The sequence below is a fragment of the Streptomyces sp. ISL-43 genome (assembly GCF_018614195.1).
GTDB lineage: Bacteria > Actinomycetota > Actinomycetes > Streptomycetales > Streptomycetaceae > Streptomyces.
On the sequence record NZ_JAGGOT010000002.1, the window covers coordinates 321,283 to 344,515 of the forward strand.

Genomic DNA, 23,233 nt, shown 5'->3' on the forward strand with positions numbered 1-23,233 from the left:
CACCGTTCGACCGAAAGAAGGCACCACCCATGTCCGAAGCCGCGAAGCGCACCCTGCGCACACTCGTCCAGACCGCCCTGGCGATAGCCGTCCTACTGCCCGCCGTCGTGGACGCCTCGGGCGTCCCCGCCGCGCTGCCCTGGGTCGCCGGCGCCCTCGCCGCCGCCGGCGCCCTCACCCGGGTGATGGCCCTGCCCGGCGTACAGGCCGTACTGCCCGGCTGGCTGCGCACGGAGTGGCCGTACGACGCCGACCGCACGCTGCTCGCCCTCATCGCCCGCGAGGAACGGGCGAAGGACGAGCGCGCATGACGGAACCTCACATGCCCGACCCGCTGTCCGTGGCCGTCGAACTGGAGCGGCTGCGCGGCACCATGGAGGCCGGCTTCGCCCGCGTCGACGGCTCGCTGGCCCTCCTGGTCCAGCGCAGCGACCAGACCGACCGTCAACTCGCCGACCACGAATCGCGGCTGGACGCCCTGGAGCGCGCGCGCTGGCCGCTGGCCAGCGTCACCGCGCTCGCCGCCGTCTCGGCGATCGCCGTGACGGCCTGGCAGATCACCGGCCAATAGCCCACCGTGCGGCGCCGGGACGGGTCCGTACGCGGATCCGTCCCGGTCCCGCCCGCCCCGCGTTCCCGGGCCGGGCGGGCCCCCCTCGCAGCCGACCTAGACTGACGATTCGGACGAACCGCCGTACGTGACCGTCGATCAGCAGGGAGCAGAGCATTGGGGACCGTGGCCGTGGAGCCCACGAAACAAGGCAGTCCGCCCCCCGATCAGGACCGGCCGGCGCCGCGCCGCCGCGCCGCGCGACTGTACGGCCCGCTCCTCGCCTTCCTCGTCACCGCGGGCGCCTTCTGCGCGTCCTGGGCCGCCCGGGGCAGCTTCCCCTTCGGTGACACCGGCCGCGCCATCAACGACCAGGCCAACCAGTACGTGCCCTTCCACCGGGCGTTGTGGGACCTGGCGCACGGACAGGCCGCGGGCGACGCCCTGTTCACCTGGCGCGGCGGCTTCGGCCAGCAGTTCCTGTCCGACTACTACACCTACCTCGGCAACCCCTTCTCCTGGCTGGCCGTCCTCGTCCCCCGCGCCCACGTGGACCTCGCCGTCTTCGCGGTCACCCCGGTGACGATGGGCACCGCCGCCGCCCTGATGACCGTCTACCTCGGCAAGCTGCACCCCGGCCCGTGGTGGCAGCGGGGCGTGCTCGGAGCGACGTACGGCCTGTGCGGATGGGCGCTCAGCGACGCCTCGTACATCCCCATGTGGCTGTGGGGGCTGGTCGCGCTCCCGCTCCTCGGCATCGCCGTCGAGTGGTGCCTGGAGCAGCGCCGCTGGCCCGCCGTGGCGCTGCTGGTCGCGCTCGCCTGGTTCGGGAACTTCTACACCGCGATGATGGCGACGATGGCCGCCTGCGTCCTGCTCGCCATCCGCCTGGTCGTCCTCGACATGACCGGGGCGCAGCGGCTGCGCGCCGTGTGGCGGGCCGGGACGGCCGCCGCGACGGGCATCCTGCTGACGCTCCCGCTCCTCCTGCCGTCGTTCCTCTCCAGCGGGGCGGCGCAGCCCACCAAGGCCGCCGCCTTCGATCCCGTGCGGATCGAGATCTTCCTGACGGGCATGCTCCCCGGCACCTACCTGTGGGGCGGCCGGCCCCGGCTCTACGTGGCCTCCCTCGGCCTGATCCTGGCCGGGACCTTCCTCTTCAACACGGCCGTCGCCCGCAAGACGCGCCTGGTGTGGGCGGCCGCGACCCTCCTGGTGGTCCTCTCCTTCCAGTTCCCGCCCACCCAGTACCTGTGGCACGGGCTGGCCGTACCGAACGGCAACCCCTACCGCGAGGCCTTCGTCTTCAGCGCGATGGTCGTGGTCCTCGCCTGGCTGTCGCTGGCCAACCGGCCGCGCCCGCCGCACCTGGCGCTGACCGCCGGCCTGCTGGTCGCCGCGACCTTCGTGCTACGGCACACCAACGACTTCGGCGGGGCGACCTGGCCCGCGGTCCTCGGCGGCGGCGCGGTCTCGCTGCTGGCGCTGGTCCTGCTGGCGCTGGGCGAGAAGCGCCGCGTACTGATCCCCGTGGCCGCGGTCCTCATGGCCGGTGTCGTCCTCGCCGAGTCGACGGCAGCCGCGGCCAACGCCGACGCCCGACGCTCGCGCGAGCGCTGGGCGAAGCCGGCCGTCACCTCCAGCCAGTCGATCACCCGCCACTTCGAGGCGGTCCGCTCCGTGGAGGGCTGGCCCGCCTACCGGACGGACTCGGGCGCCCCGCAGACCTCGTACAACGACGCGCTCGCGCTCCGAGCGGAAGGCCCGCAGTACTACAGCAGCTACCTGCCCGCGGTCACCTTCCAGGCCCTGGAGCCGCTCGGCTACGGCTACAAGAACGACGGCCGGACCATGTTCGGCGCGGACAATCCCGTCCTCGACGCGATCTTCTCGATCGGCGCACGGGTCCGGCCCGGGTCCGCCCCGGACACCTGGGCCGGCTCGAAGTTCCCCGCCCCGCCCCTGGTCACCGTCCGCGACGGCGCCTACGCCTCGCCCAACCCGGCCGGCAGCGTCTACGCCCACCAGGAGGCCGTGCTCGCCGCCACCGTCTACCAGGTCCCGCGGGTCACCCGGGGCGGCAGCGCCACCGAGCAGACCTACGCCGCCCAGTGCACGCCCGGCTCCGAAGCCTTCTGGTACTCCCCCGAGCTCTACGGCACCCTCGCCTCCGGCGGCACGGAGAAGCCCCTGGAGGACCGGATGACCGGCGTCCTGCGCCTCGGCGAGGTCCCCGCGTCCGGCCTGCTCGACGTGACCGTGAGGACCCGTACGCAGAACGCCACCGCCGGGGAGCACCCCATCGGCTGCCTGGACCGGGCGGCGCTCGCCGAGACGGCCGCCCGCCTCACCGCCACCGGCGCCACGGAGGTGAGCACGGGCGGCCACACCATCGAGGCCACCCTCCCGAAGGGCTCCACCGGTACCGCGGTCTTCGCGATGACCGACGTCCCCGGCTGGCAGTGCACCGCCGGCGGCAAGACCACCACCCCGGTCTCCTTCCACGGCCTGGTCTCGGTCCCGCTGCCCCCCGGCACGGACAAGGTCTCCTGCGCCTTCACCCCCAAGGGCCTCACCCCGGGCCTGGCCGCCGCCACCCTGGCCCTCCTGGCCCTCGCCTCGGCCACGGTCGCCGGCCTCCGCCGCCGCCGGACCTGATCCGGGTACGAAGAAGCCCCCCGCCGCTCCTCTCGGAGCCGCGGGGGGCTTCTTCGTACTACCTACTGCTCAAGACCTCAGCCGTTGTACGGGCCGTAGTCGTAGTCCTCCAGCGGGACAGCCTGGCCGGAGCCGGTGCCGAAGGGCGAGTAGTCGATGTCGTCGTAGCCGACGGCCGAGTACATCGCGGCCTTGGCTTCCTCGGTCGGCTCGACCCGGATGTTGCGGTAGCGGGCGAGGCCCGTACCGGCCGGGATGAGCTTACCGATGATGACGTTCTCCTTGAGGCCGATCAGGGAGTCGGACTTGGCGTTGATCGCCGCGTCCGTCAGAACCCTGGTCGTCTCCTGGAAGGACGCCGCCGACAGCCACGACTCGGTCGCGAGCGAGGCCTTGGTGATACCCATCAGCTGCGGACGGCCGGAGGCGGGGTGACCGCCCTCGGTGACCACACGACGGTTCTCGGTCTCGAACTTCGACCGCTCGACGAGCTCGCCCGGCAGGAGCTCCGCGTCGCCGGACTCGATGATCGTCACGCGGCGGAGCATCTGCCGAATGATGATCTCGATGTGCTTGTCGTGGATCGACACGCCCTGCGAGTTGTAGACCTTCTGGACTTCGCCGACCAGGTGGACCTGGACCGCACGCTGGCCGAGGATGCGCAGCACGTCGTGCGGGTTGGTGGCACCCATGGTCAGCTTCTGGCCGACCTCGACGTGGTCGCCCTCGCCGACGATGACCTTGGCGCGCTTGGAGATCGGGAAGGCCGTCTCCTCGCTGCCGTCGTCGGGCACGATGACGATCTTCTTCGTCTTCTCGGTCTCCTCGATCCGCACGCGGCCGGCGGCCTCGGAGATCGGGGCGACACCCTTCGGGGTACGGGCCTCGAAGAGCTCGACGACACGCGGCAGACCCTGCGTGATGTCGTCACCGGCCACACCACCGGTGTGGAAGGTACGCATCGTCAGCTGGGTACCGGGCTCACCGATGGACTGGGCGGCGATGATGCCGACCGCCTCACCGATGTCGACCAGCTTGCCGGTGGCGAGCGAGCGTCCGTAGCAGAAGGCACAGGTGCCGACCGCGGACTCACAGGTCAGGACCGAGCGGGTCTTGACCTCCTCGACGCCGTTGGCGACCAGGGCGTCGATCAGGACGTCACCGAGGTCGACGTTGGCCGGCGCGATGACCTTGCCGTCGATGACGACGTCCTCGGCCAGCATGCGGGCGTAGATCGAGGTCTCGACGTCGTCGGCCTTGCGCAGCGCGCCGTCCTCGCCGCGAACGGCGATCTTCAGCTTCAGGCCGCGCTCGGTGCCGCAGTCCTCCTCGCGGATGATGACGTCCTGCGAGACGTCCACCAGACGACGGGTGAGGTAACCCGAGTCGGCGGTACGCAGGGCGGTGTCCGCCAGACCCTTACGGGCACCGTGCGTGGAGATGAAGTACTCCAGAACGGTGAGGCCCTCACGGAAGGACGCCTTGATCGGACGCGGGATGGTCTCGTTCTTCGCGTTCGACACCAGACCACGCATACCGGCGATCTGTCGCATCTGCATCATGTTTCCTCGGGCACCCGAGTCAACCATCATGAAGATGGGGTTCGTCTTGGGGAAGTTCGCGTTCATCGCCTCGGCAACCTCGTTGGTCGCCTTGGTCCAGATCGCGATGAGCTCCTGCGTGCGCTCGTCCTTGGTGATCAGACCGCGCTCGTACTGCTTCTGGACCTTCTCGTCCAGCTCCTCGTAGCCCTTGACGATGGCCTTCTTGGCCTCGGGCACGACGACGTCGGAGATGGCCACGGTGACGCCCGAACGGGTCGCCCAGTGGAAGCCGGCCGCCTTCAGGTTGTCGAGCGTCGCCGCCACGATGACCTTGGGGTAGCGCTCCGCCAGGTCGTTGACGATCTCGGAGAGCTGCTTCTTGCCCACCGAGTAGTCGACGAACGGGTAGTCCTCGGGCAGCAGCTCGTTGAAGAGCGCGCGGCCCAGGGTGGTGCGCAGACGGAAGCTGTCGCCCGGCTGGAACTCCTGCTCGCCCTCTTCGCGGACCGGGGCCACCCAGCCACGCGGCGGGATGGTGCCCACCGGGAAGCGGATGTCGACGGCCGACTGGAGCGCCAGCTCACCGTTGTCGAACGCCATGGTCGCCTCGGCGGTCGAGCCGAACGCACGGCCCTCGCCCTTGACGTCACGGAGCTCGCCGTCGGTGGTCAGAAAGAACAGACCCAGCACCATGTCCTGGGTCGGCATGGTGACGGGACGACCGTCAGCCGGCTTCAGGATGTTGTTCGAGGACAGCATCAGGATGCGGGCCTCGGCCTGCGCCTCTGCCGAAAGCGGCAGGTGCACGGCCATCTGGTCACCGTCGAAGTCCGCGTTGAACGCGGTGCAGACGAGCGGGTGGATCTGGATGGCCTTGCCTTCGACCAGCTGGGGCTCGAAGGCCTGGATGCCGAGGCGGTGCAGCGTGGGCGCACGGTTCAGCAGAACCGGGTGCTCGGCGATGACCTCTTCGAGCACGTCGTAGACGACCGTGCGGCCGCGCTCGACCATGCGCTTCGCCGACTTGATGTTCTGCGCGTGGTTCAGGTCGACCAGGCGCTTCATCACGAACGGCTTGAAGAGCTCCAGCGCCATGGCCTTGGGCAGACCACACTGGTGCAGCTTCAGCTGCGGACCGACGACGATCACGGAACGCGCGGAGTAGTCCACGCGCTTGCCGAGGAGGTTCTGGCGGAACCGACCCTGCTTGCCCTTCAGCATGTCGCTGAGGGACTTCAGGGGACGGTTGCCGGGACCGGTCACCGGACGACCACGACGACCGTTGTCGAAGAGGGCGTCGACGGCCTCCTGAAGCATGCGCTTCTCGTTGTTCACGATGATCTCGGGGGCACCGAGGTCGAGGAGGCGCTTCAGGCGGTTGTTGCGGTTGATCACGCGGCGGTACAGGTCGTTCAGGTCGGAGGTCGCGAAGCGGCCACCGTCCAGCTGCACCATCGGACGCAGGTCCGGCGGGATCACCGGCACGCAGTCCAGAACCATGCCCTTGGGCTTGTTGCTGGTCTGCAGGAACGCGGAGACGACCTTGAGGCGCTTGAGCGCACGGGTCTTCTTCTGGCCCTTGCCGGTACGGATGATCTCGCGGAGGCGCTCGGCCTCTTCGTCGAGGTCGAAGGACTCCAGACGCTTCTGCAGCGCCGCGGCGCCCATGCAGCCGTCGAAGTACGTACCGAAGCGGTCGCGCAGCTCACGGTAGAGCAGCTCGTCGCCCTCGAGGTCCTGGACCTTGAGGTTCTTGAAGCGCGCCCAGACCTCGTCGAGGCGGTCGATCTCGCGCTGGGCGCGGTCACGAAGCTGCTTCATCTCGCGCTCGGCACCTTCGCGCACCTTGCGGCGTACGTCGGCCTTCGCGCCCTCGGCCTCGAGCTCGGCCAGGTCGGTCTCGAGCTTCTTGGCACGGCCTTCGAGGTCCGAGTCGCGGCGGTTCTCGATCTGCTGGCGCTCGACGGAGACGTGCGCCTCCAGCGACGGGAGGTCGCGGGTGCGGCGCTCGTCGTCGACGAACGTGATCATGTACGCGGCGAAGTAGATGACCTTCTCGAGGTCCTTCGGCGCGAGGTCCAGCAGGTAGCCAAGGCGCGACGGGACGCCCTTGAAGTACCAGATGTGGGTGACGGGAGCGGCAAGCTCGATGTGGCCCATCCGCTCACGGCGCACCTTGGCGCGCGTGACTTCGACGCCACAACGCTCACAGATGATGCCCTTGAAGCGGACACGCTTGTACTTGCCGCAGTAGCACTCCCAGTCCCGGGTCGGACCGAAGATCTTCTCGCAGAAGAGTCCGTCCTTCTCGGGCTTGAGGGTGCGGTAGTTGATGGTCTCCGGCTTCTTGACCTCGCCGTGGGACCAGGTTCGGATGTCGTCCGCGGTGGCAAGGCCGATCCGCAGCTCGTCGAAGAAGTTGACGTCGAGCACTGTGCGTCAATCCCTCTTTCGGGGTCGAGTCTCAATCATGGTCTGAACGGTCCCGGGGATGACGGGGGGCTCTTGAGCGAGCCCCCCGTCAGGCCCGTCAGACCTCTTCGACGCTGCTCGGCTCACGCCGGGACAGGTCGATACCGAGCTCCTCCGCCGCGCGGAAGACGTCCTCGTCGGTGTCGCGCATCTCGATGGACATGCCGTCCGAGGACAGCACCTCCACGTTGAGGCAGAGCGACTGCATTTCCTTGATGAGCACCTTGAAGGACTCGGGAATGCCCGGCTCGGGGATGTTCTCGCCCTTGACGATGGCCTCGTAGACCTTCACGCGGCCGGTGACGTCATCGGACTTGATGGTCAGCAGCTCCTGGAGGGCGTAAGCGGCGCCATAAGCCTCGAGCGCCCACACCTCCATCTCACCGAAGCGCTGGCCACCGAACTGCGCCTTACCACCCAGCGGCTGCTGCGTGATCATCGAGTACGGACCGGTCGACCGAGCGTGGAGCTTGTCGTCGACCAGGTGGTGGAGCTTGAGGATGTACATGTAGCCGATCGAGACCGGCTCCGGGAACGGCTCGCCGGAGCGGCCGTCGAACAGGTGCGCCTTACCGGTCGGGAGGACCAGGCGGTCACCGTCGCGGTTCGGGATGGTGTGCTCGAAGAGGCCGGCAAGCTCGTCCTCGCGGGCACCGTCGAACACCGGGGTGGCGACGTTGGTACCGGGCTCGACGCGGTCGGCGCCGATGACCTTCAGTCGCTCGGCCCACTCCTCGGCAACCCCGGAGACGTCCCAGCCGCGGCTGGCGAGCCAGCCGAGGTGGATCTCCAGGACCTGTCCCGGGTTCATTCGGGACGGGACACCCAGGGGGTTGAGGATGATGTCGACCGGCGTGCCGTCCTCAAGGAAGGGCATGTCCTCGATCGGAAGGATCTTGGAGATGACACCCTTGTTGCCGTGGCGGCCGGCGAGCTTGTCACCGTCGGTGATCTTGCGCTTCTGGGCGACGTAGACGCGGACCAGCTGGTTCACGCCCGGAGGAAGCTCGTCGCCCTCCTCGCGGTCGAAGACGCGGACACCGATGACCTTGCCGATCTCACCGTGAGGAACCTTGAGCGAGGTGTCACGCACCTCGCGGGCCTTCTCACCGAAGATCGCGCGGAGCAGGCGCTCCTCCGGGGTCAGCTCGGTCTCGCCCTTGGGCGTGACCTTGCCGACCAGGATGTCGCCGGCGACTACGTCCGCACCGATGCGGATGATGCCGCGCTCGTCGAGGTCCGCCAGGACCTCCTCGGAGACGTTCGGGATGTCCCGGGTGATCTCCTCGGGGCCCAGCTTGGTGTCACGGGCGTCGACCTCGTGCTCCTCGATGTGGATCGAGGAGAGGACGTCGTCCTGCACGAGGCGCTGCGACAGGATGATCGCGTCCTCGTAGTTGTGACCTTCCCAGGGCATGAACGCGACGAGCAGGTTCTTGCCGAGGGCCATTTCGCCCTCTTCGGTCGCAGGACCGTCGGCGAGGACCTGAGCCTCGATGATGCGGTCACCCTCGTTGACGATGACCTTCTGGTTGACCGAGGTGCCCTGGTTCGAGCGGGAGAACTTGGCGACGCGGTACGTGGTGTACGTGCCGTCGTCGTTGGCGACGGTGATGTAGTCGGCCGAGACCTCCTGGACGACACCGTCCTTCTCCGCACGGATCGAGTCACCGGCGTCGACCGCACAGCGGTACTCCATGCCGGTGCCGACGAGCGGCGCCTCCGCCTTGATGAGCGGAACGGCCTGGCGCATCATGTTCGCGCCCATGAGGGCGCGGTTGGCGTCGTCGTGCTCCAGGAAGGGGATCATCGCGGTCGCGACGGACACCATCTGGCGCGGGGAGACGTCCATGTAGTCGACGTCGTCGCCGGCGATGTAGTCGATCTCGCCGCCACGACGCCGGACCAGCACACGGTTCTCGGTGAAGCGCATGTCGTCGGACAGGCCAGCGTTGGCCTGGGCGATGACGAAGCGGTCTTCCTCGTCGGCCGTGAGGTAGTCGACCTCGTCGGTGACGATACCGTCGATGACCTTGCGGTACGGGGTCTCGACGAAACCGAACGCGTTGACGCGGCCGTAGGACGCGAGCGAGCCGATCAGACCGATGTTCGGGCCTTCAGGGGTCTCGATCGGGCACATGCGGCCGTAGTGCGACGGGTGAACGTCACGGACCTCGAAGCCGGCCCGCTCACGGGACAGACCACCCGGGCCAAGCGCCGACAGGCGGCGCTTGTGGGTGAGACCCGACAGCGGGTTGTTCTGGTCCATGAACTGCGACAGCTGGCTGGTGCCGAAGAACTCCTTGATGGAGGCGACGACCGGCCGGATGTTGATCAGGGTCTGCGGCGTGATCGCCTCGACGTCCTGGGTCGTCATCCGCTCGCGGACGACGCGCTCCATACGAGCCAGACCCGTGCGGACCTGGTTCTGGATGAGCTCGCCGACGTTGCGCAGACGACGGTTGCCGAAGTGGTCGATGTCGTCGGTCTCGACGACGATCGAACGGCCCGACTCGCCGGTCGTCTCGGTCTCACCGGCGTGCAGCTTGACCAGGTACTTGATGGTCGCGATGACGTCGTCGGTGGTGAGCACGCCGGCGTCCAGCGGCTCGTCCGCGCCGAGCTTCTTGTTCACCTTGTAGCGGCCGACCTTCGCGAGGTCGTAGCGCTTCGGGTTGAAGTAGAGGTTCTCGAGCAGCGTCTGAGCGGCCTCGCGGGTCGGCGGTTCGCCCGGACGCAGCTTGCGGTAGATGTCGAGCAGCGCGTCGTCCTGGCCCTGGGTGTGGTCCTTCTCCAGGGTGGCACGCATGGACTCGTACTCGCCGAACTCCTCGAGGATCTGCTCGGTGGTCCAGCCGAGAGCCTTCAGGAGCACGGTGACGGACTGCTTGCGCTTGCGGTCGATGCGAACACCGACCATGTCGCGCTTGTCGATCTCCATCTCCAGCCAGGCACCCCGGGACGGGATGATCTTGGCGGAGAAGATGTCCTTGTCGGACGTCTTGTCGATCGAGGAGTCGAAGTAGACACCAGGGGAACGGACCAGCTGCGACACCACGACACGCTCGGTGCCGTTGATGACGAAGGTGCCCTTGTTGGTCATGAGCGGGAAATCGCCCATGAAGACCGTCTGAGACTTGATCTCTCCGGTCTCGTTGTTCGTGAACTCGGCGGTGACGAAGAGCGGCGCCGCGAACGTGAAGTCGCGCTCCTTGCACTCGTCGACCGAGTTCTTCGCCGGCTCGAAACGGTGGTCGCGGAACGTCAGCGACATCGACCCGGAGAAGTCCTCGATCGGCGAGATCTCCTCGAAGATCTCTTCCAGACCGGACTTGGTGGGAACGTCCTGTCCGCTCTCAAGCGCCGACTCGACGCGAGACTTCCAGGCGGCGTTGCCGAGCAGCCAGTCAAAGCTCTCGGTCTGCAGCGCCAGGAGGTTCGGAACCTCGAGGGGCTCCTTGATCTTTGCAAAGGAGATGCGCAGCGGGGCGGTGCTGGCACCGTTGTTCGTATTGGTCGAGGCGTTGCGCGAGGCGGCCAAGAGGGGGTCCTTCCGAGGGCTCGGACTCACTACGCGCGTACCGGTCCCAGCTGACACAGAAGACAGGCGCTTCCACCCCGGTCGAAAGACCAGGTCAGGGCGATCAATCAAGTGTGCTCATGCGTGGGCATGCCCCTGGCGACGGGCAGGGGGCAGCTAACAGGCAGCGCAAAGGGTCAGTGTAGCCACTTGGCTCACTGATGTCCAGACCAGGTCTCCGGAAACCGGCAACAGGCCTTCCCCATGTCGTTTAAACACTGCGTCCAACGCTTCGGCTCCGCACACAGAGCGCGTAACAGTACTGCCCTCTTCGTAGTCGATCCATGCCCGATACCGACCCGATCCATGCCTCGGATCCCGGATCGAACGGCCGATCTCACGACGGATCTGAGAATTGCGCGCCGCGTGCCGTTCGTCAAGGCCCCCTGCTCCGTGCGGATCACCGAAGGACCCTGCCTCAGAGCAACGAAGATCACCCTACTCCCCAACGAGACAGGGGCAAGTCAGGCACTCCGGGTACGCCAAAGGGCGACCACCCTTACGGGTGATCGCCCTTGGTTGGAGCCCTAGAGGGCCCCAGAGGTGTTACTTGACCTCGACGGCCGCACCGGCGCCCTTGAGGGACTCGGCAGCCTTCTCGGCGACCTCCTTGGCGACCTTCTCGAGGACGGGCTTCGGGGCGCCGTCCACGAGGTCCTTGGCCTCCTTGAGGCCCAGGGAGGTCAGCTCACGCACGACCTTGATGACCTGGATCTTCTTGTCGCCGGCACCGGTGAGGATGACGTCGAACTCGTCCTGCTCCTCAGGGGCCTCAGCGGCAACCGGGGCACCCGGACCGGCAACGGCGACGGCCGCAGCGGCGGTGACGTCGAACTTGTCCTCGAACGCCTTAACGAACTCAGAGAGCTCGATGAGGGTCATCTCCTCGAACTGGGCGAGGAGGTCGTCCTGAGAGAGCTTCGCCATGATGGGCGATCCTTCCACTAATTCGGCAGGTGCCGGATGTATATAGAGGCGGGCGTAACGGCCCGCTACGACCCACGCACTAGGCGGCGTGGATCAATGCGCGAGCCGAATTACTCGGCACCGCCCTGCTCGGCGAGCTTGACGCGAAGCGCTTCCGCAGTGCGGACGAACTTCGACGGCAGCGCCTGGAAGAGCGAGGCAGCCTGAGACTGCTTGCCCTTGAACGCGCCGGCCAGCTTGCTGAGCAGAACCTCGCGGGACTCGAGGTCCGCAAGCTTCTTGATCTCATCGGCGGTGAGCGCCTTACCATCAAGGACACCCGCCTTGATGATGAGGTTCGGGTTCTCCTTGGCGAAGTCACGCAGGCTCTTCGCCGACTCCACCGGGTCACCGGTGATGAAGGCGACCGCGGTCGGACCAGCGAAGTGCTCGTCCAGCGCGGTGATCCCGGCCTGGTTGGCCGCAATCTTGGTCAGCGTGTTCTTCACCACGGCGTACTGGGCGTTCTCACCGAGAGAACGACGCAGCGTCTTGAGCTGCGCGACGGTGAGACCCCGGTACTCGGTCAGCACGGCGGCGTTCGAGCTCTGGAACGCGTCCTTGAGCTCGGCTACCGCGGCAGCCTTGTTGGGCGTCGGCATAGTGCGTCGGCCTCCTTCCGGGTGATGAGGACCGCTCAGAAGGGGCATAAATACAAAACGCCCCGGCGCAGGCGCCAGGGCGTAGCTCTACCGGAATGAATTCCGGGAACTTTCCACAGTCACCTACGCAGGACGTCCGCAGTTAGCGGATCCTTCGGCCACCGCACCCTTGCGGGCACGGCAACGACCAGCGGTCTTTGGCTTCTCCGGAAGAGTACGTGAACGGTGGCGTGCAGAGCAAATCGGTCACCGGCGGCCCCTGGAGCCCCGTCGTGAGGCTCCGGCCCGCGCGGCCGGCCCAGGGCTCCCGGGCCGCCCGTACGCCCCCGTGAGCACCCGCGCGCACGGTACAGGCGGACGCGCGGACGGTACGGGCGGACGGGCGGGCCCAGGGACGCAGGGGCGGCCCGGGGAGTCAGGGGCGGCCCGGGGACGCAGGGCGGCGGCCCGGGAGCGCGAAAGGGCCCCCCGCCGCCCGGTGAAGGGAGGCGAGGGGCCCGTTCAGTCAATCAGCGAGCCGTAGGGCTCGGAGCCCTGGGGCTCGAACCTGATCAGACGGCAGCCGGGTCTTCCTCGACGAGGAGGTTCCGGGTGCGGTTCTGGTCCAGCAGGATGCCGGGGCCCATCGTGCTGCTCAGGGCGGCCTTCTTGATGTAGCGGCCCTTCGCGGCGGACGGCTTCAGACGAAGGATCTCGTCGAGGGCCGCGCCGTAGTTCTCGACCAGCTGCTCATCGGAGAAGGAGACCTTGCCGATGATGAAGTGCAGGTTCGAGTGCTTGTCGACGCGGAACTCGATCTTGCCACCCTTGATCTCGGTGACAGCCTTCGCGACGTCCATGGTGACGGTGCCGGTCTTCGGGTTCGGCATCAGGCCACGGGGACCGAGCACGCGGCCGAGGCGGCCGACCTTGCCCATGAGGTCCGGGGTGGCCACAACGGCGTCGAACTCGTTGAGGCGGTTGCCCTTGGCGATCTCGTTGATGAGCTCGTCGTCGCCGACAATGTCGGCGCCGGCGGCTTCCGCGGCCGCAGCACGGTCACCGGTCGCGAAGACCAGGACCCGGGCGGTCTTGCCGGTGCCGTGCGGGAGGTTCACGGTGCCACGGACCATCTGGTCGGCCTTGCGCGGGTCTACACCCAGGCGGAAGGCGACCTCGACGGTGCTGTCGAACTTGGTCGCGGAGGTCTCCTTGGCGAGACGGACGGCCTCGAGCGGGGCGTACAGCTTCTCCCGGTCGATCTTGGCGTCCGCAGCGCGGAGAGTCTTGCTGCGCTTCACTTCTGCTCCTGTGTTGTGACTTCAGGCGTGGAGTCGTGGTGCGGACCAGCGCTTGGCCCTACCACTGATGGTGCTGGGGGGTGGCTGAATCAGCCTTCGACCGTGATGCCCATCGAACGCGCGGTGCCGGCGATGATCTTCTCGGCCGCGTCGATGTCGTTGGCGTTCAGGTCAGGCATCTTGAGCGCGGCGATCTCGCGGACCTGGTCACGCGTAAGCTTCGCGACCTTGGTCTTGTGCGGCTCGCCAGAGCCCTTCTCCACGCCCGCGCTCTTCAGGATGAGGCGCGCGGCCGGCGGAGTCTTGGTGATGAAGGTGAAAGAGCGGTCGTCGTAGACCGTGATCTCCACCGGCACGACCATGCCACGCTGCGACTCGGTCGCGGCGTTGTAGGCCTTGCAGAACTCCATGATGTTGACGCCGTGCTGACCGAGCGCGGGGCCGACCGGCGGAGCCGGGTTGGCCGCACCGGCCTTGATCTGGAGCTTGATAAGCCCCGTGATCTTCTTCTTCTTGGGAGGCATTGCTCTCTCCGGGTCCTAGTGAGAGTTTCGCGCCGCCAATCCGGTCATCCGGATGGAGGCATACCGCACCACGATAACGGGTATCGGCGCGGGGCTAAAAACCGAGCAGGTCAGACCGCCCGCAAGGGGGCAATCTGACCTGTCCGGAAGCGTGAGTCAGAAGACTGTGGATCAGTTCTTCTGGATCTGGTCGAAGCTCAGCTCGACCGGGGTCTCGCGGCCGAAGATCTCGACGAGACCCTTGACCTTCTTCGAGTCCGGGTTGATCTCGTTGATGGTCGCCTGCAGCGTCGCGAACGGGCCGTCGGTGACGGTGACCGAGTCGCCGACCTCGAAGTCCAGGACCTCGATGGTGCGCTTGACGGAGGGCGCGGGCAGGCCGGCCTCTTCCGCGGCCAGCTTGGCGGCCTTCTCCTGGGCTTCCGGGGCGAGCATCTTGACGATCTCGTCCAGGGTCAGCGGGTACGGGTCGTACGCGTTGCCGACGAAGCCGGTGACGCCAGGCGTGTTGCGGACGACGCCCCAGGACTCGTTCGTCAGATCCATGCGGACGAGAACGTAACCGGGCAGCTTGTTCTGCCGGACGTTCTTGCGCTCGCCGTTCTTGATCTGGACGATCTCTTCCTCGGGCACCTCGGCCTGGTAGATGAAGTCCTCGACGTTGAGCGAGACGGCGCGCTGCTCGAGGTTCGCCTTCACGCGCTTCTCGTAGCCGGCGTAGGTGTGGATGACGTACCACTCGCCGGGCAGGAGGCGCAGCTCGTCGCGCAGGGCCTGGATGGGGTCGACCGGCTCGGCGGGCTCGACGTCGGCGGCCTCTTCGGCCTCCACGTCGGCCTCGGCCTCGGCGGCCTCGTCCTCTTCGGCCTCGGCGGCGTCCTCGTCGGAAGCCTCTTCGGCCTCGTCCTCGGTCTCGTCGGAGTCGTCGTCGGCCTCTTCGGCCTCGGCGTCGTCCTCAGCCTCGGCGTCGACCTCGCCCTCGACGTGCAGCGCGGCCTCCTCGGCGGCGACACCCGCCTCGGCGTCGGCGAGCTCGGCCTCGTCGGGGTCCACAGCGTCTGCCGCCTCGACGATGTCGAGCGCGTCCTCGACGGACTCGACGGAGTCGGGGCTCGCGTTCAGGTTCGGGTCAGACACGGTGGCTGCTTCTTCCTGGATACAAAAGGTGGTCGAACATGCGAAAACGGGCGGCACCCATCAAGGCGCCGCCCTCCGCGGGTATCAGCCGAAGACGAACTTGATGGCTTCCTGGAATCCATAGTCAATCACGGTCACCAGACCGATCATGATGACGACGAAGACAATCACCACAGTGGTGTACGTCGTCAGCTGGTTGCGAGTGGGCCATACAACCTTGCGGAGTTCCGCGACGATCTGGCGGTAGAACAGCGCGAGCCGGCCCAGAGGGCCCTTCTTGCCGCGCTTGCCGCCCTTGCGGGCCTTCTTCTCGCGAGTGTCATCCTCGGCGTCAGGCATGTCGATGGAGCCCAGGGCGTCCGTCACGTCTCTCACCTGAATCCGGGTCGTGGCCGTTGCCGCGCCCGGTTGCGCCGCACGGCGTTGCATCTAAGTACGTACCTGCGCACACATCCGGAAGGAGTGTGGAGCAGGGCCGGAGGGACTCGAACCCCCAACCGCTGGTTTTGGAGACCAGTGCTCTACCAATTGAGCTACGACCCTTTGCGTGCCCCAACCTACCGCATCCAGACGAGTGCACGGTGTGCTCACTTCTGCAGCGGCCGACGAGGGCCAACGACGGTTGAGTGTACGTGGTCCGGGCCCTGACGTCGAACAGCGCCATCCGAAGACGCCGCGTCCGGTAAGTGAAACGGCGTGCGGCGCTTCTTTGACGTCTGGGACGATTGGCCGCATGACCTCTGAAACGCCTTCCGCCGAGCGCCGCGTGTCCGCCCGCATCGGTGCCATCTCCGAGTCCGCCACCCTCGCCGTCGACGCCAAGGCCAAGGCCCTCAAGGCCGCCGGGCGTCCGGTGATCGGTTTCGGCGCCGGTGAGCCCGACTTCCCGACCCCGGACTACATCGTCGACGCCGCGGTCGAGGCCTGCCGCAACCCGAAGTACCACCGCTACACGCCGGCCGGCGGCCTGCCCGAGCTGAAGGCCGCCATCGCCGCGAAGACGCTGCGCGACTCCGGCTACGAGGTCGACGCGTCCCAGGTCCTGGTGACCAACGGCGGCAAGCAGGCGATCTACGAGGCGTTCGCGGCCATCCTGGACCCGGGTGACGAGGTCATCGTCCCGGCCCCCTACTGGACCACTTACCCGGAGTCGATCCGTCTCGCCGGCGGTGTCCCGGTCGCGGTCGTCGCCGACGAGACCACCGGTTACCGCGTCTCCGTCGAGCAGCTCGAAGCGGCCCGCACCGAGCGCACGAAGGTCGTCCTCTTCGTCTCCCCGTCGAACCCGACCGGCGCCGTCTACTCCGAGGCGGACGCCGAGGCGATCGGCCGCTGGGCCGTCGAGCGCGGCCTGTGGGTCCTGACCGACGAGATCTACGAGCACCTGGTCTACGGCGACGCGAAGTTCGTCTCGCTCCCGGCGATCGTTCCCGAGCTGGCCGACAAGTGCATCATCGTCAACGGCGTCGCCAAGACGTACGCGATGACCGGCTGGCGGGTGGGCTGGATCGTGGGCCCGAAGGACGTCGTCAAGGCCGCGACCAACCTCCAGTCGCACGCCACCTCCAACGTCTCCAACGTGGCCCAGGTCGCGGCGCTGGCCGCCGTCTCCGGCAACCTGGACGCCGTCCACGAGATGCGCACGGCCTTCGACCGCCGCCGCCAGACCATCGTGCGGATGCTGAACGAGATCGACGGCGTCTTCTGCCCGACCCCCGAGGGCGCGTTCTACGTGTACCCGGCGGTCAAGGACGTGCTCGGCAAGGAGATCCGCGGCAAGCGCCCGCAGACCTCCGTCGAGCTCGCCGCCCTGATCCTGGACGAGGCCGAGGTCGCGGTCGTCCCGGGCGAGGCCTTCGGCACCCCCGGCTACCTCCGCCTCTCCTACGCCCTGGGCGACGAGGACCTGATCGAGGGCATCTCCCGCCTCCAGAAGCTCCTGGCGGAGGCCAAGGCCTAGGGCGAACGCAGAAACGGCTGGAGCCGCCGCCCTGTTCAGGGCGGCGGCTCCAGCCGTTTCTGCGTTCGGGTACACGCCCGATCGGTGACATCCGCTGCCGATTAGATGATGCATACGGCAGGATCACCCAGTGACTCCGCTCCCCCACTGATGTGGGGGGCTTCCAACCCGAGGGTTGCGGTCCAGCCCGAACCGGTCCCTCACGGAACGGCCAGAACGTACCACGCACCGGCCGAGCCGGTGGCTCGCCGCTTTAGGAGGTCTGATGGGGCACGACCGCGATCTCACGCTTCTGCCGAAAGCCCACCTCCACCTGCACTTCACCGGTTCGATGCGGCCGTCGACCCTGCTGGAGCTGGCCGACAAGTACGGCGTCCGGTTGCCGGACGCGCTGACCGGCGGCGAGCCACCCAAGCTCCGCGCCACCGACGAACGCGGCTGGTTCCGCTTCCAGCGGCTCTACGACGCCGCCCGCTCCTGCCTGCGCGAACCCGAGGACATCCACCGGCTGGTCCGCGAGGCCGCGCAGGAGGACGTACGCGACGGCAGCGGCTGGCTGGAGATCCAGGTGGATCCCACCTCCTACGCCCCGCTCCTCGGCGGGATGATCCCGGCCGTCGAGATCATCCTCGACGCCGTCGACGCCGCCTCCCGCGAGACCGGCCTCGGCATGCGCGTCGTCATCGCCGCCAACCGCATGAAGCACCCCCTCGACGCCCGCACCCTGGCCCGGCTCGCCGTCCGCTACGCCGACCGGGGCGTCGTCGGCTTCGGCCTCTCCAACGACGAGCGCCGCGGCATGGCCCGGGACTTCGACCGGGCCTTCGCCATCGCCCGCGAGGGCGGCCTGCTCGCCGCCCCGCACGGCGGCGAGCTCACCGGCCCCTCCTCCGTCCGCGACTGCCTCGACGATCTGCACGCCGCCCGCATCGGGCACGGCGTACGGGCCGCCGAGGACCCCCGCCTGCTGCAGCGCCTCGCCGATCGGCAGATCACCTGCGAGGTCTGCCCGGCTTCCAACGTCGCCCTCGGGGTCTACGAGCGCCCCGAGGACGTCCCGCTGCGGACCCTCTTCGATGCCGGGGTCCCCATGGCCCTCGGAGCGGACGACCCGCTGCTGTTCGGGTCCCGCCTGGCGGCCCAGTACGAGATCGCCCGCCGCCACCACGCCTTCACGGACGCGGAGCTCGCCGAGCTGGCCCGCCAGTCGGTGCGCGGTTCGGCCGCGCCCGCCGACGTACAGGACAAGCTGCTGGCCGGGATCGACCACTGGCTGACCTCGTAGGCGCCGGGGAGGCGTCAGCGCGTCAGGCGCAGGTCGCCCTCGTGGCAGTCGGCCCGCACCCGGGCGCCGTCCGGGAAGCCGATCTCCAGGTGGGTGCGGCCCTGCGCGGGCAGCGCGTACTCGGCGACCGATTCGACGGTCTCGCCGAGGTGGCGCAGGAAGGGGTGGTCGCCGAGGTCCTCCCCGACTTCGATGCGGCCCCACTCCCCCATGTCGTAGGGCTCGTGCGGCGCGGCGCGTTCCACGATGAGGCAGGCGTCGGACCCGGTGGTGATCCGGGTGGATTCTCCGTCGCTGTCGAGGAGCCAGACGTCGAGGGGAGCCTCGGAGCGTTCGCCGTCGCTGATGTGCCAGGACGCGACGACCCTTCTGATCGTGCGTCCCACCAGCCGGGTGGGGTCCGTACCGGCCCCGTGCAGGGGACAGAGCATGGGCAGGCCGGTACTCCTCAGATGCTGACGCCGACCGTCACCGGCTCGTTGACGAGGGTGACACCGAAGGCCGCGTGGACCCCCGCGACGACCTCGCGGGCGAGGGCGAGGAGGTCTTCGGTGGTGGCCTCGCCGCGGTTGGTGAGGGCGAGAGTGTGCTTGGTGGAGATGCGGGCGGGGCCGTCGCCGTAGCCCTTGGCGAAGCCGGCCTTGTCGATCAGCCAGGCCGCGCTGGTCTTCGTACGGCCGTGGCCTGCCGGGTACGCGGGCGGGGTGGCGCCGGGGCCGAGCCGGTCCTGGGCGCGGGCGAGGAAGGCGGCGTACGCCTCGTCGCTCAGGATCGGGTTGTGGAAGAAGGAGCCGGCCGACCAGGTGTCGTGGTCGGCGGGGTCGAGGACCATGCCCTTGCCGGCGCGCAGCCGCAGGACGGTCTCGCGGGCCTTCGCCGCCGGCACCCGGTCGCCGGCCTCGACGCCGAGGGCGCGGGCGGTCTCGGGGTATTTGACCGGCGCGGACAGGCCGCCCGCGTCCTCCAGGGCGAAGCGGACGCGCAGGACGACGTACCGCTCGGGCTGGTGTTTGAAGAGGCTGTCGCGGTAAGAGAACTCGCATTCGGCGGCCGACAGGGTGACCGTCTCTCGGCGCGTTCGGTCGTAGGCGACGACCTCGGTGATCGTGTCGCAGACCTCCTGGCCGTACGCCCCGACGTTCTGGATCGGCGTGGCGCCGGCGGATCCCGGGATCCCGGCGAGGCATTCGATGCCCGCGAGCCCGGCCTCGACCGCCCGGGCGACGGCGTCGCTCCAGTTCTCCCCGGCCGCGAGCTCCAGGCGCGTCCCGTCGAGCGTGAAGCCGGTGGTCGCGATGCGCAGCGCGGTGCCGTCGAAGCCCTGGTCGCCGATGACGAGGTTGCTGCCGCCGCCGATGACCAGGAGCGGGGTGCCGCTCCCGTCCGCGGCGCGCACGGCGGCGACCACCTCGTCGTCGGTGGTCGCGGTGACCAGGCGGGCGGCGGGGCCGCCGAGACGGAAGGTGGTCAGCGGGGCGAGGGGGGCGTCGTCGAGTTCCTGCACGTGGACAAGAGTACGGTCCGTGCCCCCGAACAAGGCGGGGCCACGGACCGCGGTCGCACCACAAGCCCGGTCCGAGGGCTCAGTAGCCCGACTTCTGCTCGGCGAGGCGGCGCTCCGCCTCTGCCCAGGAGATGGGGAGCTCACTCGCCGGGACGGTCCAGAAGGTGAATCCGGACTCCTTCATGTAGGCGGCGGCCGATTTCGAGCTGGAGCGGTGCGGCTCGCTGCGCGCGAAGCGGTAGAGCGCGTCGCGGTCCTCCCAGGCGGACAGGGTCAGGAAGGTCCGGCTGAAGACCCGGGCCCGCAGGGCGACCCCGTGCGCGCCGGGGGCCTTGCGGATCTGGCCGATGATGCCGGGCGACTTCAGGAAGAACCGCAGGGCTCCGGTCAGGCTCTCGGTCTCGAAGCGGGAGGCCATGACGTAGACCTCGGCGTCGGGGGCGGCCGGGGTGGGCGTGGACCAGGGGATGTCGGGCATGACGGGCTTCTCCTTCTCGACTTCTCGACGAGTCGTACGGATCTTCGTGCTGCTCTCGCGCTGCGGTTCTCCAGGGGCCGCGCACCGCGCGGCCCCTGGCCCCGCCGGCGGGACGGTCAGCCGGCGGCGGCCGTCTTCTCCAGAGCGGGGGCGGAGGCGGAGGCCGCGGGCACCGCCGGGTCCGCCTGCTCGTGAGCCTGATGGTGTGCCTGGTCCTGCTCGTGTGCCTGGTCCTGCTCGTGTGCCCGGTTCGCGTGGGCCTGCTCGTGCTCCCAGGCCTGGGCGGCCTGCGCCTGCTCCTTCGCCCGGCCGGGGAGCAGCAGTGCCAGCCCGGCCGCCACGGCGACGACCACGGCGCCGATCCAGATGGCGGGGATGGTGCCGTCGGTGAAGGAGTGCGCGGACTCGTAGCCGCCCTGGGAGGAGAAGACGGAGGCGAGGACGGCGACGCCGAGGGCTCCGCCGACTTCGCGCAGGGCGCTGTTGGCGCCGGAGGCCTTGCCCTGGTCGGCGGGGGCGACGGTGGACATGAGGGCGTTGGAGGCGGGGGCGAAGAACAGCCCCATGCCGATGCCGCTGAGGATCAGCGGCGGCAGCTGGGCCGCGTAGGAGACGTCCGTAGCGAGGATCATGGCGAACCAGCCGAGGCCGAGGGCCTGGAACGCCAGCCCGGCGACGACGACGGGGCGGCTGCCTATCCGGTCGGAGAGGATCCCGGCGATCGGGGCGGCGATCATGGGCATGCCGGTCCAGGGGAGCATGCGCAGCCCGGCTTCGGTGGGCGAGTAGCCGAGGACGCCCTGGAGGAACTGGCTCAGCAGGAAGATCGAGCCGAACATCCCGACGAACATCAGCAGGCTGGCCATGTTGATGCCGAAGAAGCCGCGGTCACGGAAGAGCCGCATGGGCAGTACGGGATTGGCGTTGCGGAACCCGTGGTGGATGAAGCCGCCCACCAGCGCGACGCCGGCGATCAGCGCCGTCAGGACGGGGAAGCTGGTCCAGCCGTGCGCGTTGGCGTTGACCAGCCCGTAGACGATCCCGAAGAGCCCGCCGCTGATGAGCACGGTCCCCTGGATGTCGAGCTTCGCCTGCGGGGCCGTCGACTCGCCCAGCCGCAGCCGGGCGAGCGGGATCAGCGCGAGCCCGATGGGCACGTTCAGCCAGAAGATCCACTGCCAGGAGATGTGCTCGGTCAGGCTGCCGCCGATGAGCGGGCCGCTGGCGACGGCGAGGCCGGTGAGGGCTCCGTAGATGCCGAGGGCCATCCCGCGGCGGGCCGCGGGAACGGCGACGGTCAGCAGGGTGAGCGAGAGCGGCATCATGATCGCCGCGCCGACCCCCTGGACGGCCCGCGCCGCGATGAGCTCCTCGATGCCGGGCGACAGGGCTGCCGCGGCCGATGCGGCGGTGAAGATGCCGAGCCCGGCGATGAAGAGCCGCCGGCGTCCGAACCGGTCACCGAGGGCCGCGCCGAACATGAGCAGGACGGCGAAGGTGAGCGTGTAGGCGTTCACCGTCCACTCCAGGTCCTCCAGCTTCCCTCCGAGGTCCTCGCGGATGGAGGGGAGCGCGGTGGTGACGACGAGGTTGTCGAGTGCGGCCATGAAGCTGGCGGCGCCTGTGATGACCAGGGCCCAGATCGCAGGCCCGCGAAGCTTGGTGTCTTGCACGCTTCCCCCAAAACTAGTTATTGATCACTAACTTTCACGGACAGAGCTCCGCACCGCCGGACGGCGCACGGACAGGCACGCGCGATCGGCCGGGCGGCCGTGCGGATCACCGCCATACCCCTGCCGGGGCGGCGCTCCCCGGATGCGGCCCGGGTACTACTCGGATTGCGGCTGCGGCTGCGACTGCGACCGGGACTACGACCCGGGCTGGGACCCGGGCTCGAACTCGGGCTGAGACTCGGGCTGAGACTCGGTCTGGGCCTCGGTCTGGGCCTCGGTCTGGGCCTCGGTCTGGGCCTCGGGCTGGGACTCGGGCTGGGACTCGGGCTGGGACTCGGGCTGCTGCGACTCGGGCCGCGGCTTGGGCTGGACCCCGGGGTAGCACCCCTCCCAGACCCGGTGCCCGGCCGGGAAGCCCATGGCGGACAAGGTGTTGATCAGCATTCCGTAGGCCAGGAACGTGGTCGTCTCCCCCACGTCCGCGCCGAGCGGCACGTGAATGGTGTCCCACAGCTCCATCCAGCCGGCCCGCACCATCTCCCCGAATTCCGGCTCCCCGGCCGCTTCGGCGGCGGCGACGGTCACGTACGTCTGGAGCTGCATCTGCAGCTTGTCGGGCTGCTCGGCGATCAGCTGCATGTACGCCGCCCCCATGACCTGGACCGCCTCCTCGCCGTGGTGGCCCTTGGCGGCCTCCTCGAAGACGAGCCGGATGTCCTCCATGCAGCGGGCGGCGGCGGCGAGGAACATGGCCTGCTTGTTCGGGAAGAGCCGGAACAGGTACGGCTGCGACACCCCGACGCGCTTGGCGATCGCCTCGGTGGAGGTCCCGTAGTACCCACCCTTGGCGAACTCGCTCATCGCCGCCCGGATGACGCTCTCGCGCCGCTCTTCCGCACTCATCCTTGCCATGCTTCGAAGTTAGTGCTCAATCACTAACTTGGCAACCCCTTACTCACCGCGACCATCGAAAAGGTCCTGACCAGCGGATTCATCCGCCGATCAGGACCTCCGATGAAA

17 protein-coding genes, 1 tRNA gene and 1 pseudogene are annotated in these 23,233 nt (G+C 68.6%); 5 read left to right on the forward strand and 14 right to left on the reverse strand.

Translation table 11 applies throughout. From position 1 onward, the window contains the following. Nucleotides 1–29 precede the first annotated feature (29 nt). From J7F03_RS02190 to J7F03_RS02200, 3 genes are all read left to right on the forward strand, one after another. Nucleotides 30–311 (forward strand): hypothetical protein, encoded by a 282-nt coding sequence (locus tag J7F03_RS02190; RefSeq protein WP_214946881.1) that lies wholly within the window; start codon nt 30–32, stop codon nt 309–311. Next, nucleotides 308–571 (forward strand): hypothetical protein, encoded by a 264-nt coding sequence (locus tag J7F03_RS02195; RefSeq protein WP_214946882.1) that lies wholly within the window; start codon nt 308–310, stop codon nt 569–571. The genes J7F03_RS02190 and J7F03_RS02195 overlap by 4 nt, the downstream gene beginning before the upstream one ends. A gap of 171 nt (nt 572–742) precedes the next feature. Beyond that, nucleotides 743–3,208 carry a YfhO family protein gene (locus J7F03_RS02200; RefSeq protein WP_308378925.1) on the forward strand — a complete coding sequence of 822 codons (2,466 nt, stop codon included), beginning with the start codon at nt 743–745 and terminating at the stop codon, nt 3,206–3,208. A gap of 77 nt (nt 3,209–3,285) precedes the next feature. Here the strand turns inward: J7F03_RS02200 and J7F03_RS02205 are convergent, their stop codons facing one another. From J7F03_RS02205 to J7F03_RS02245, 9 genes are all read right to left on the reverse strand, one after another. Further along, nucleotides 3,286–7,185 carry a DNA-directed RNA polymerase subunit beta' gene (locus tag J7F03_RS02205; protein ID WP_214946884.1) on the reverse strand — a complete coding sequence of 1,300 codons (3,900 nt, stop codon included), beginning with the start codon at nt 7,183–7,185 and terminating at the stop codon, nt 3,286–3,288. A gap of 97 nt (nt 7,186–7,282) precedes the next feature. Further along, nucleotides 7,283–10,765 (reverse strand): DNA-directed RNA polymerase subunit beta, encoded by a 3,483-nt coding sequence (gene rpoB / locus J7F03_RS02210; protein ID WP_214946885.1) that lies wholly within the window; start codon nt 10,763–10,765, stop codon nt 7,283–7,285. 585 nt (nt 10,766–11,350) lie between these two features. Next, complete coding sequence (gene rplL, locus J7F03_RS02215; protein WP_214946886.1) at nt 11,351–11,731, reverse strand: 50S ribosomal protein L7/L12; 381 nt, start codon at nt 11,729–11,731, stop codon at nt 11,351–11,353. A 110-nt stretch (nt 11,732–11,841) separates the two neighbouring features. Continuing rightward, nucleotides 11,842–12,372: a 50S ribosomal protein L10 gene (gene rplJ / locus J7F03_RS02220; RefSeq protein ID WP_112450591.1), complete on the reverse strand. Its 531-nt coding sequence runs from the start codon at nt 12,370–12,372 to the stop codon at nt 11,842–11,844. A 551-nt stretch (nt 12,373–12,923) separates the two neighbouring features. After that, nucleotides 12,924–13,652, reverse strand: coding sequence for a 50S ribosomal protein L1 (rplA, locus tag J7F03_RS02225; RefSeq protein ID WP_214946887.1), 729 nt, complete (start codon nt 13,650–13,652; stop codon nt 12,924–12,926). An 89-nt stretch (nt 13,653–13,741) separates the two neighbouring features. Then, entirely contained in the window at nt 13,742–14,176 is a 435-nt protein-coding gene (gene rplK / locus J7F03_RS02230) for a 50S ribosomal protein L11 (protein ID WP_214946888.1), read from the reverse strand. A gap of 171 nt (nt 14,177–14,347) precedes the next feature. Next, nucleotides 14,348–15,313 carry a transcription termination/antitermination protein NusG gene (nusG, locus tag J7F03_RS02235; protein ID WP_214946889.1) on the reverse strand — a complete coding sequence of 322 codons (966 nt, stop codon included), beginning with the start codon at nt 15,311–15,313 and terminating at the stop codon, nt 14,348–14,350. 84 nt (nt 15,314–15,397) lie between these two features. After that, complete coding sequence (gene secE / locus J7F03_RS02240; protein WP_030298162.1) at nt 15,398–15,679, reverse strand: preprotein translocase subunit SecE; 282 nt, start codon at nt 15,677–15,679, stop codon at nt 15,398–15,400. Between the two features lie 104 nt (nt 15,680–15,783). Next, nucleotides 15,784–15,856, reverse strand: a tRNA-Trp gene (locus J7F03_RS02245). A 190-nt stretch (nt 15,857–16,046) separates the two neighbouring features. Here J7F03_RS02245 and J7F03_RS02250 point away from each other — a divergent pair. Next, entirely contained in the window at nt 16,047–17,273 is a 1,227-nt protein-coding gene (locus tag J7F03_RS02250) for a pyridoxal phosphate-dependent aminotransferase (RefSeq protein WP_214946890.1), read from the forward strand. A 265-nt stretch (nt 17,274–17,538) separates the two neighbouring features. After that, nucleotides 17,539–18,558, forward strand: coding sequence for an adenosine deaminase (locus J7F03_RS02255; RefSeq protein WP_214946891.1), 1,020 nt, complete (start codon nt 17,539–17,541; stop codon nt 18,556–18,558). A gap of 14 nt (nt 18,559–18,572) precedes the next feature. On the opposite strand, the gene J7F03_RS02260 is transcribed toward J7F03_RS02255, so the two are convergent. The 5 genes and pseudogenes from J7F03_RS02260 to J7F03_RS02280 all read right to left on the reverse strand — a co-directional run. After that, complete coding sequence (locus J7F03_RS02260; protein WP_214946892.1) at nt 18,573–18,989, reverse strand: hypothetical protein; 417 nt, start codon at nt 18,987–18,989, stop codon at nt 18,573–18,575. Between the two features lie 17 nt (nt 18,990–19,006). Further along, the gene (locus tag J7F03_RS02265; RefSeq protein WP_214946893.1) at nt 19,007–20,062 is read right to left on the reverse strand and encodes a UDP-N-acetylmuramate dehydrogenase; all 1,056 of its coding nucleotides are present in this window, start codon (nt 20,060–20,062) and stop codon (nt 19,007–19,009) included. A gap of 79 nt (nt 20,063–20,141) precedes the next feature. Next, complete coding sequence (locus J7F03_RS02270) at nt 20,142–20,540, reverse strand: DUF3291 domain-containing protein (RefSeq protein WP_214946894.1); 399 nt, start codon at nt 20,538–20,540, stop codon at nt 20,142–20,144. A gap of 116 nt (nt 20,541–20,656) precedes the next feature. Beyond that, nucleotides 20,657–22,147 (reverse strand): MFS transporter, encoded by a 1,491-nt coding sequence (locus tag J7F03_RS02275; RefSeq protein WP_214946993.1) that lies wholly within the window; start codon nt 22,145–22,147, stop codon nt 20,657–20,659. Between the two features lie 423 nt (nt 22,148–22,570). Beyond that, nucleotides 22,571–23,125: pseudogene (locus J7F03_RS02280) on the reverse strand (TetR/AcrR family transcriptional regulator); the annotation flags it as partial. Nucleotides 23,126–23,233 lie beyond the last annotated feature (108 nt).

Coding starts and splice junctions, on each gene's coding strand:
- J7F03_RS02190 (WP_214946881.1), top strand. CDS start 30: ATGTCCGAAGCCGCGAAGCGCACCCTGCGCACACTCGTCCAGACCGCC.
- J7F03_RS02195 (WP_214946882.1), top strand. CDS start 308: ATGACGGAACCTCACATGCCCGACCCGCTGTCCGTGGCCGTCGAACTG.
- rplL (WP_214946886.1), bottom strand. CDS start 11,731: ATGGCGAAGCTCTCTCAGGACGACCTCCTCGCCCAGTTCGAGGAGATG.
- rplJ (WP_112450591.1), bottom strand. CDS start 12,372: ATGCCGACGCCCAACAAGGCTGCCGCGGTAGCCGAGCTCAAGGACGCG.
- rplK (WP_214946888.1), bottom strand. CDS start 14,176: ATGCCTCCCAAGAAGAAGAAGATCACGGGGCTTATCAAGCTCCAGATC.
- J7F03_RS02250 (WP_214946890.1), top strand. CDS start 16,047: ATGACCTCTGAAACGCCTTCCGCCGAGCGCCGCGTGTCCGCCCGCATC.
- J7F03_RS02255 (WP_214946891.1), top strand. CDS start 17,539: ATGGGGCACGACCGCGATCTCACGCTTCTGCCGAAAGCCCACCTCCAC.
- J7F03_RS02260 (WP_214946892.1), bottom strand. CDS start 18,989: ATGCTCTGTCCCCTGCACGGGGCCGGTACGGACCCCACCCGGCTGGTG.
- J7F03_RS02270 (WP_214946894.1), bottom strand. CDS start 20,540: ATGCCCGACATCCCCTGGTCCACGCCCACCCCGGCCGCCCCCGACGCC.
- J7F03_RS02275 (WP_214946993.1), bottom strand. CDS start 22,147: ATGGCCGCACTCGACAACCTCGTCGTCACCACCGCGCTCCCCTCCATC.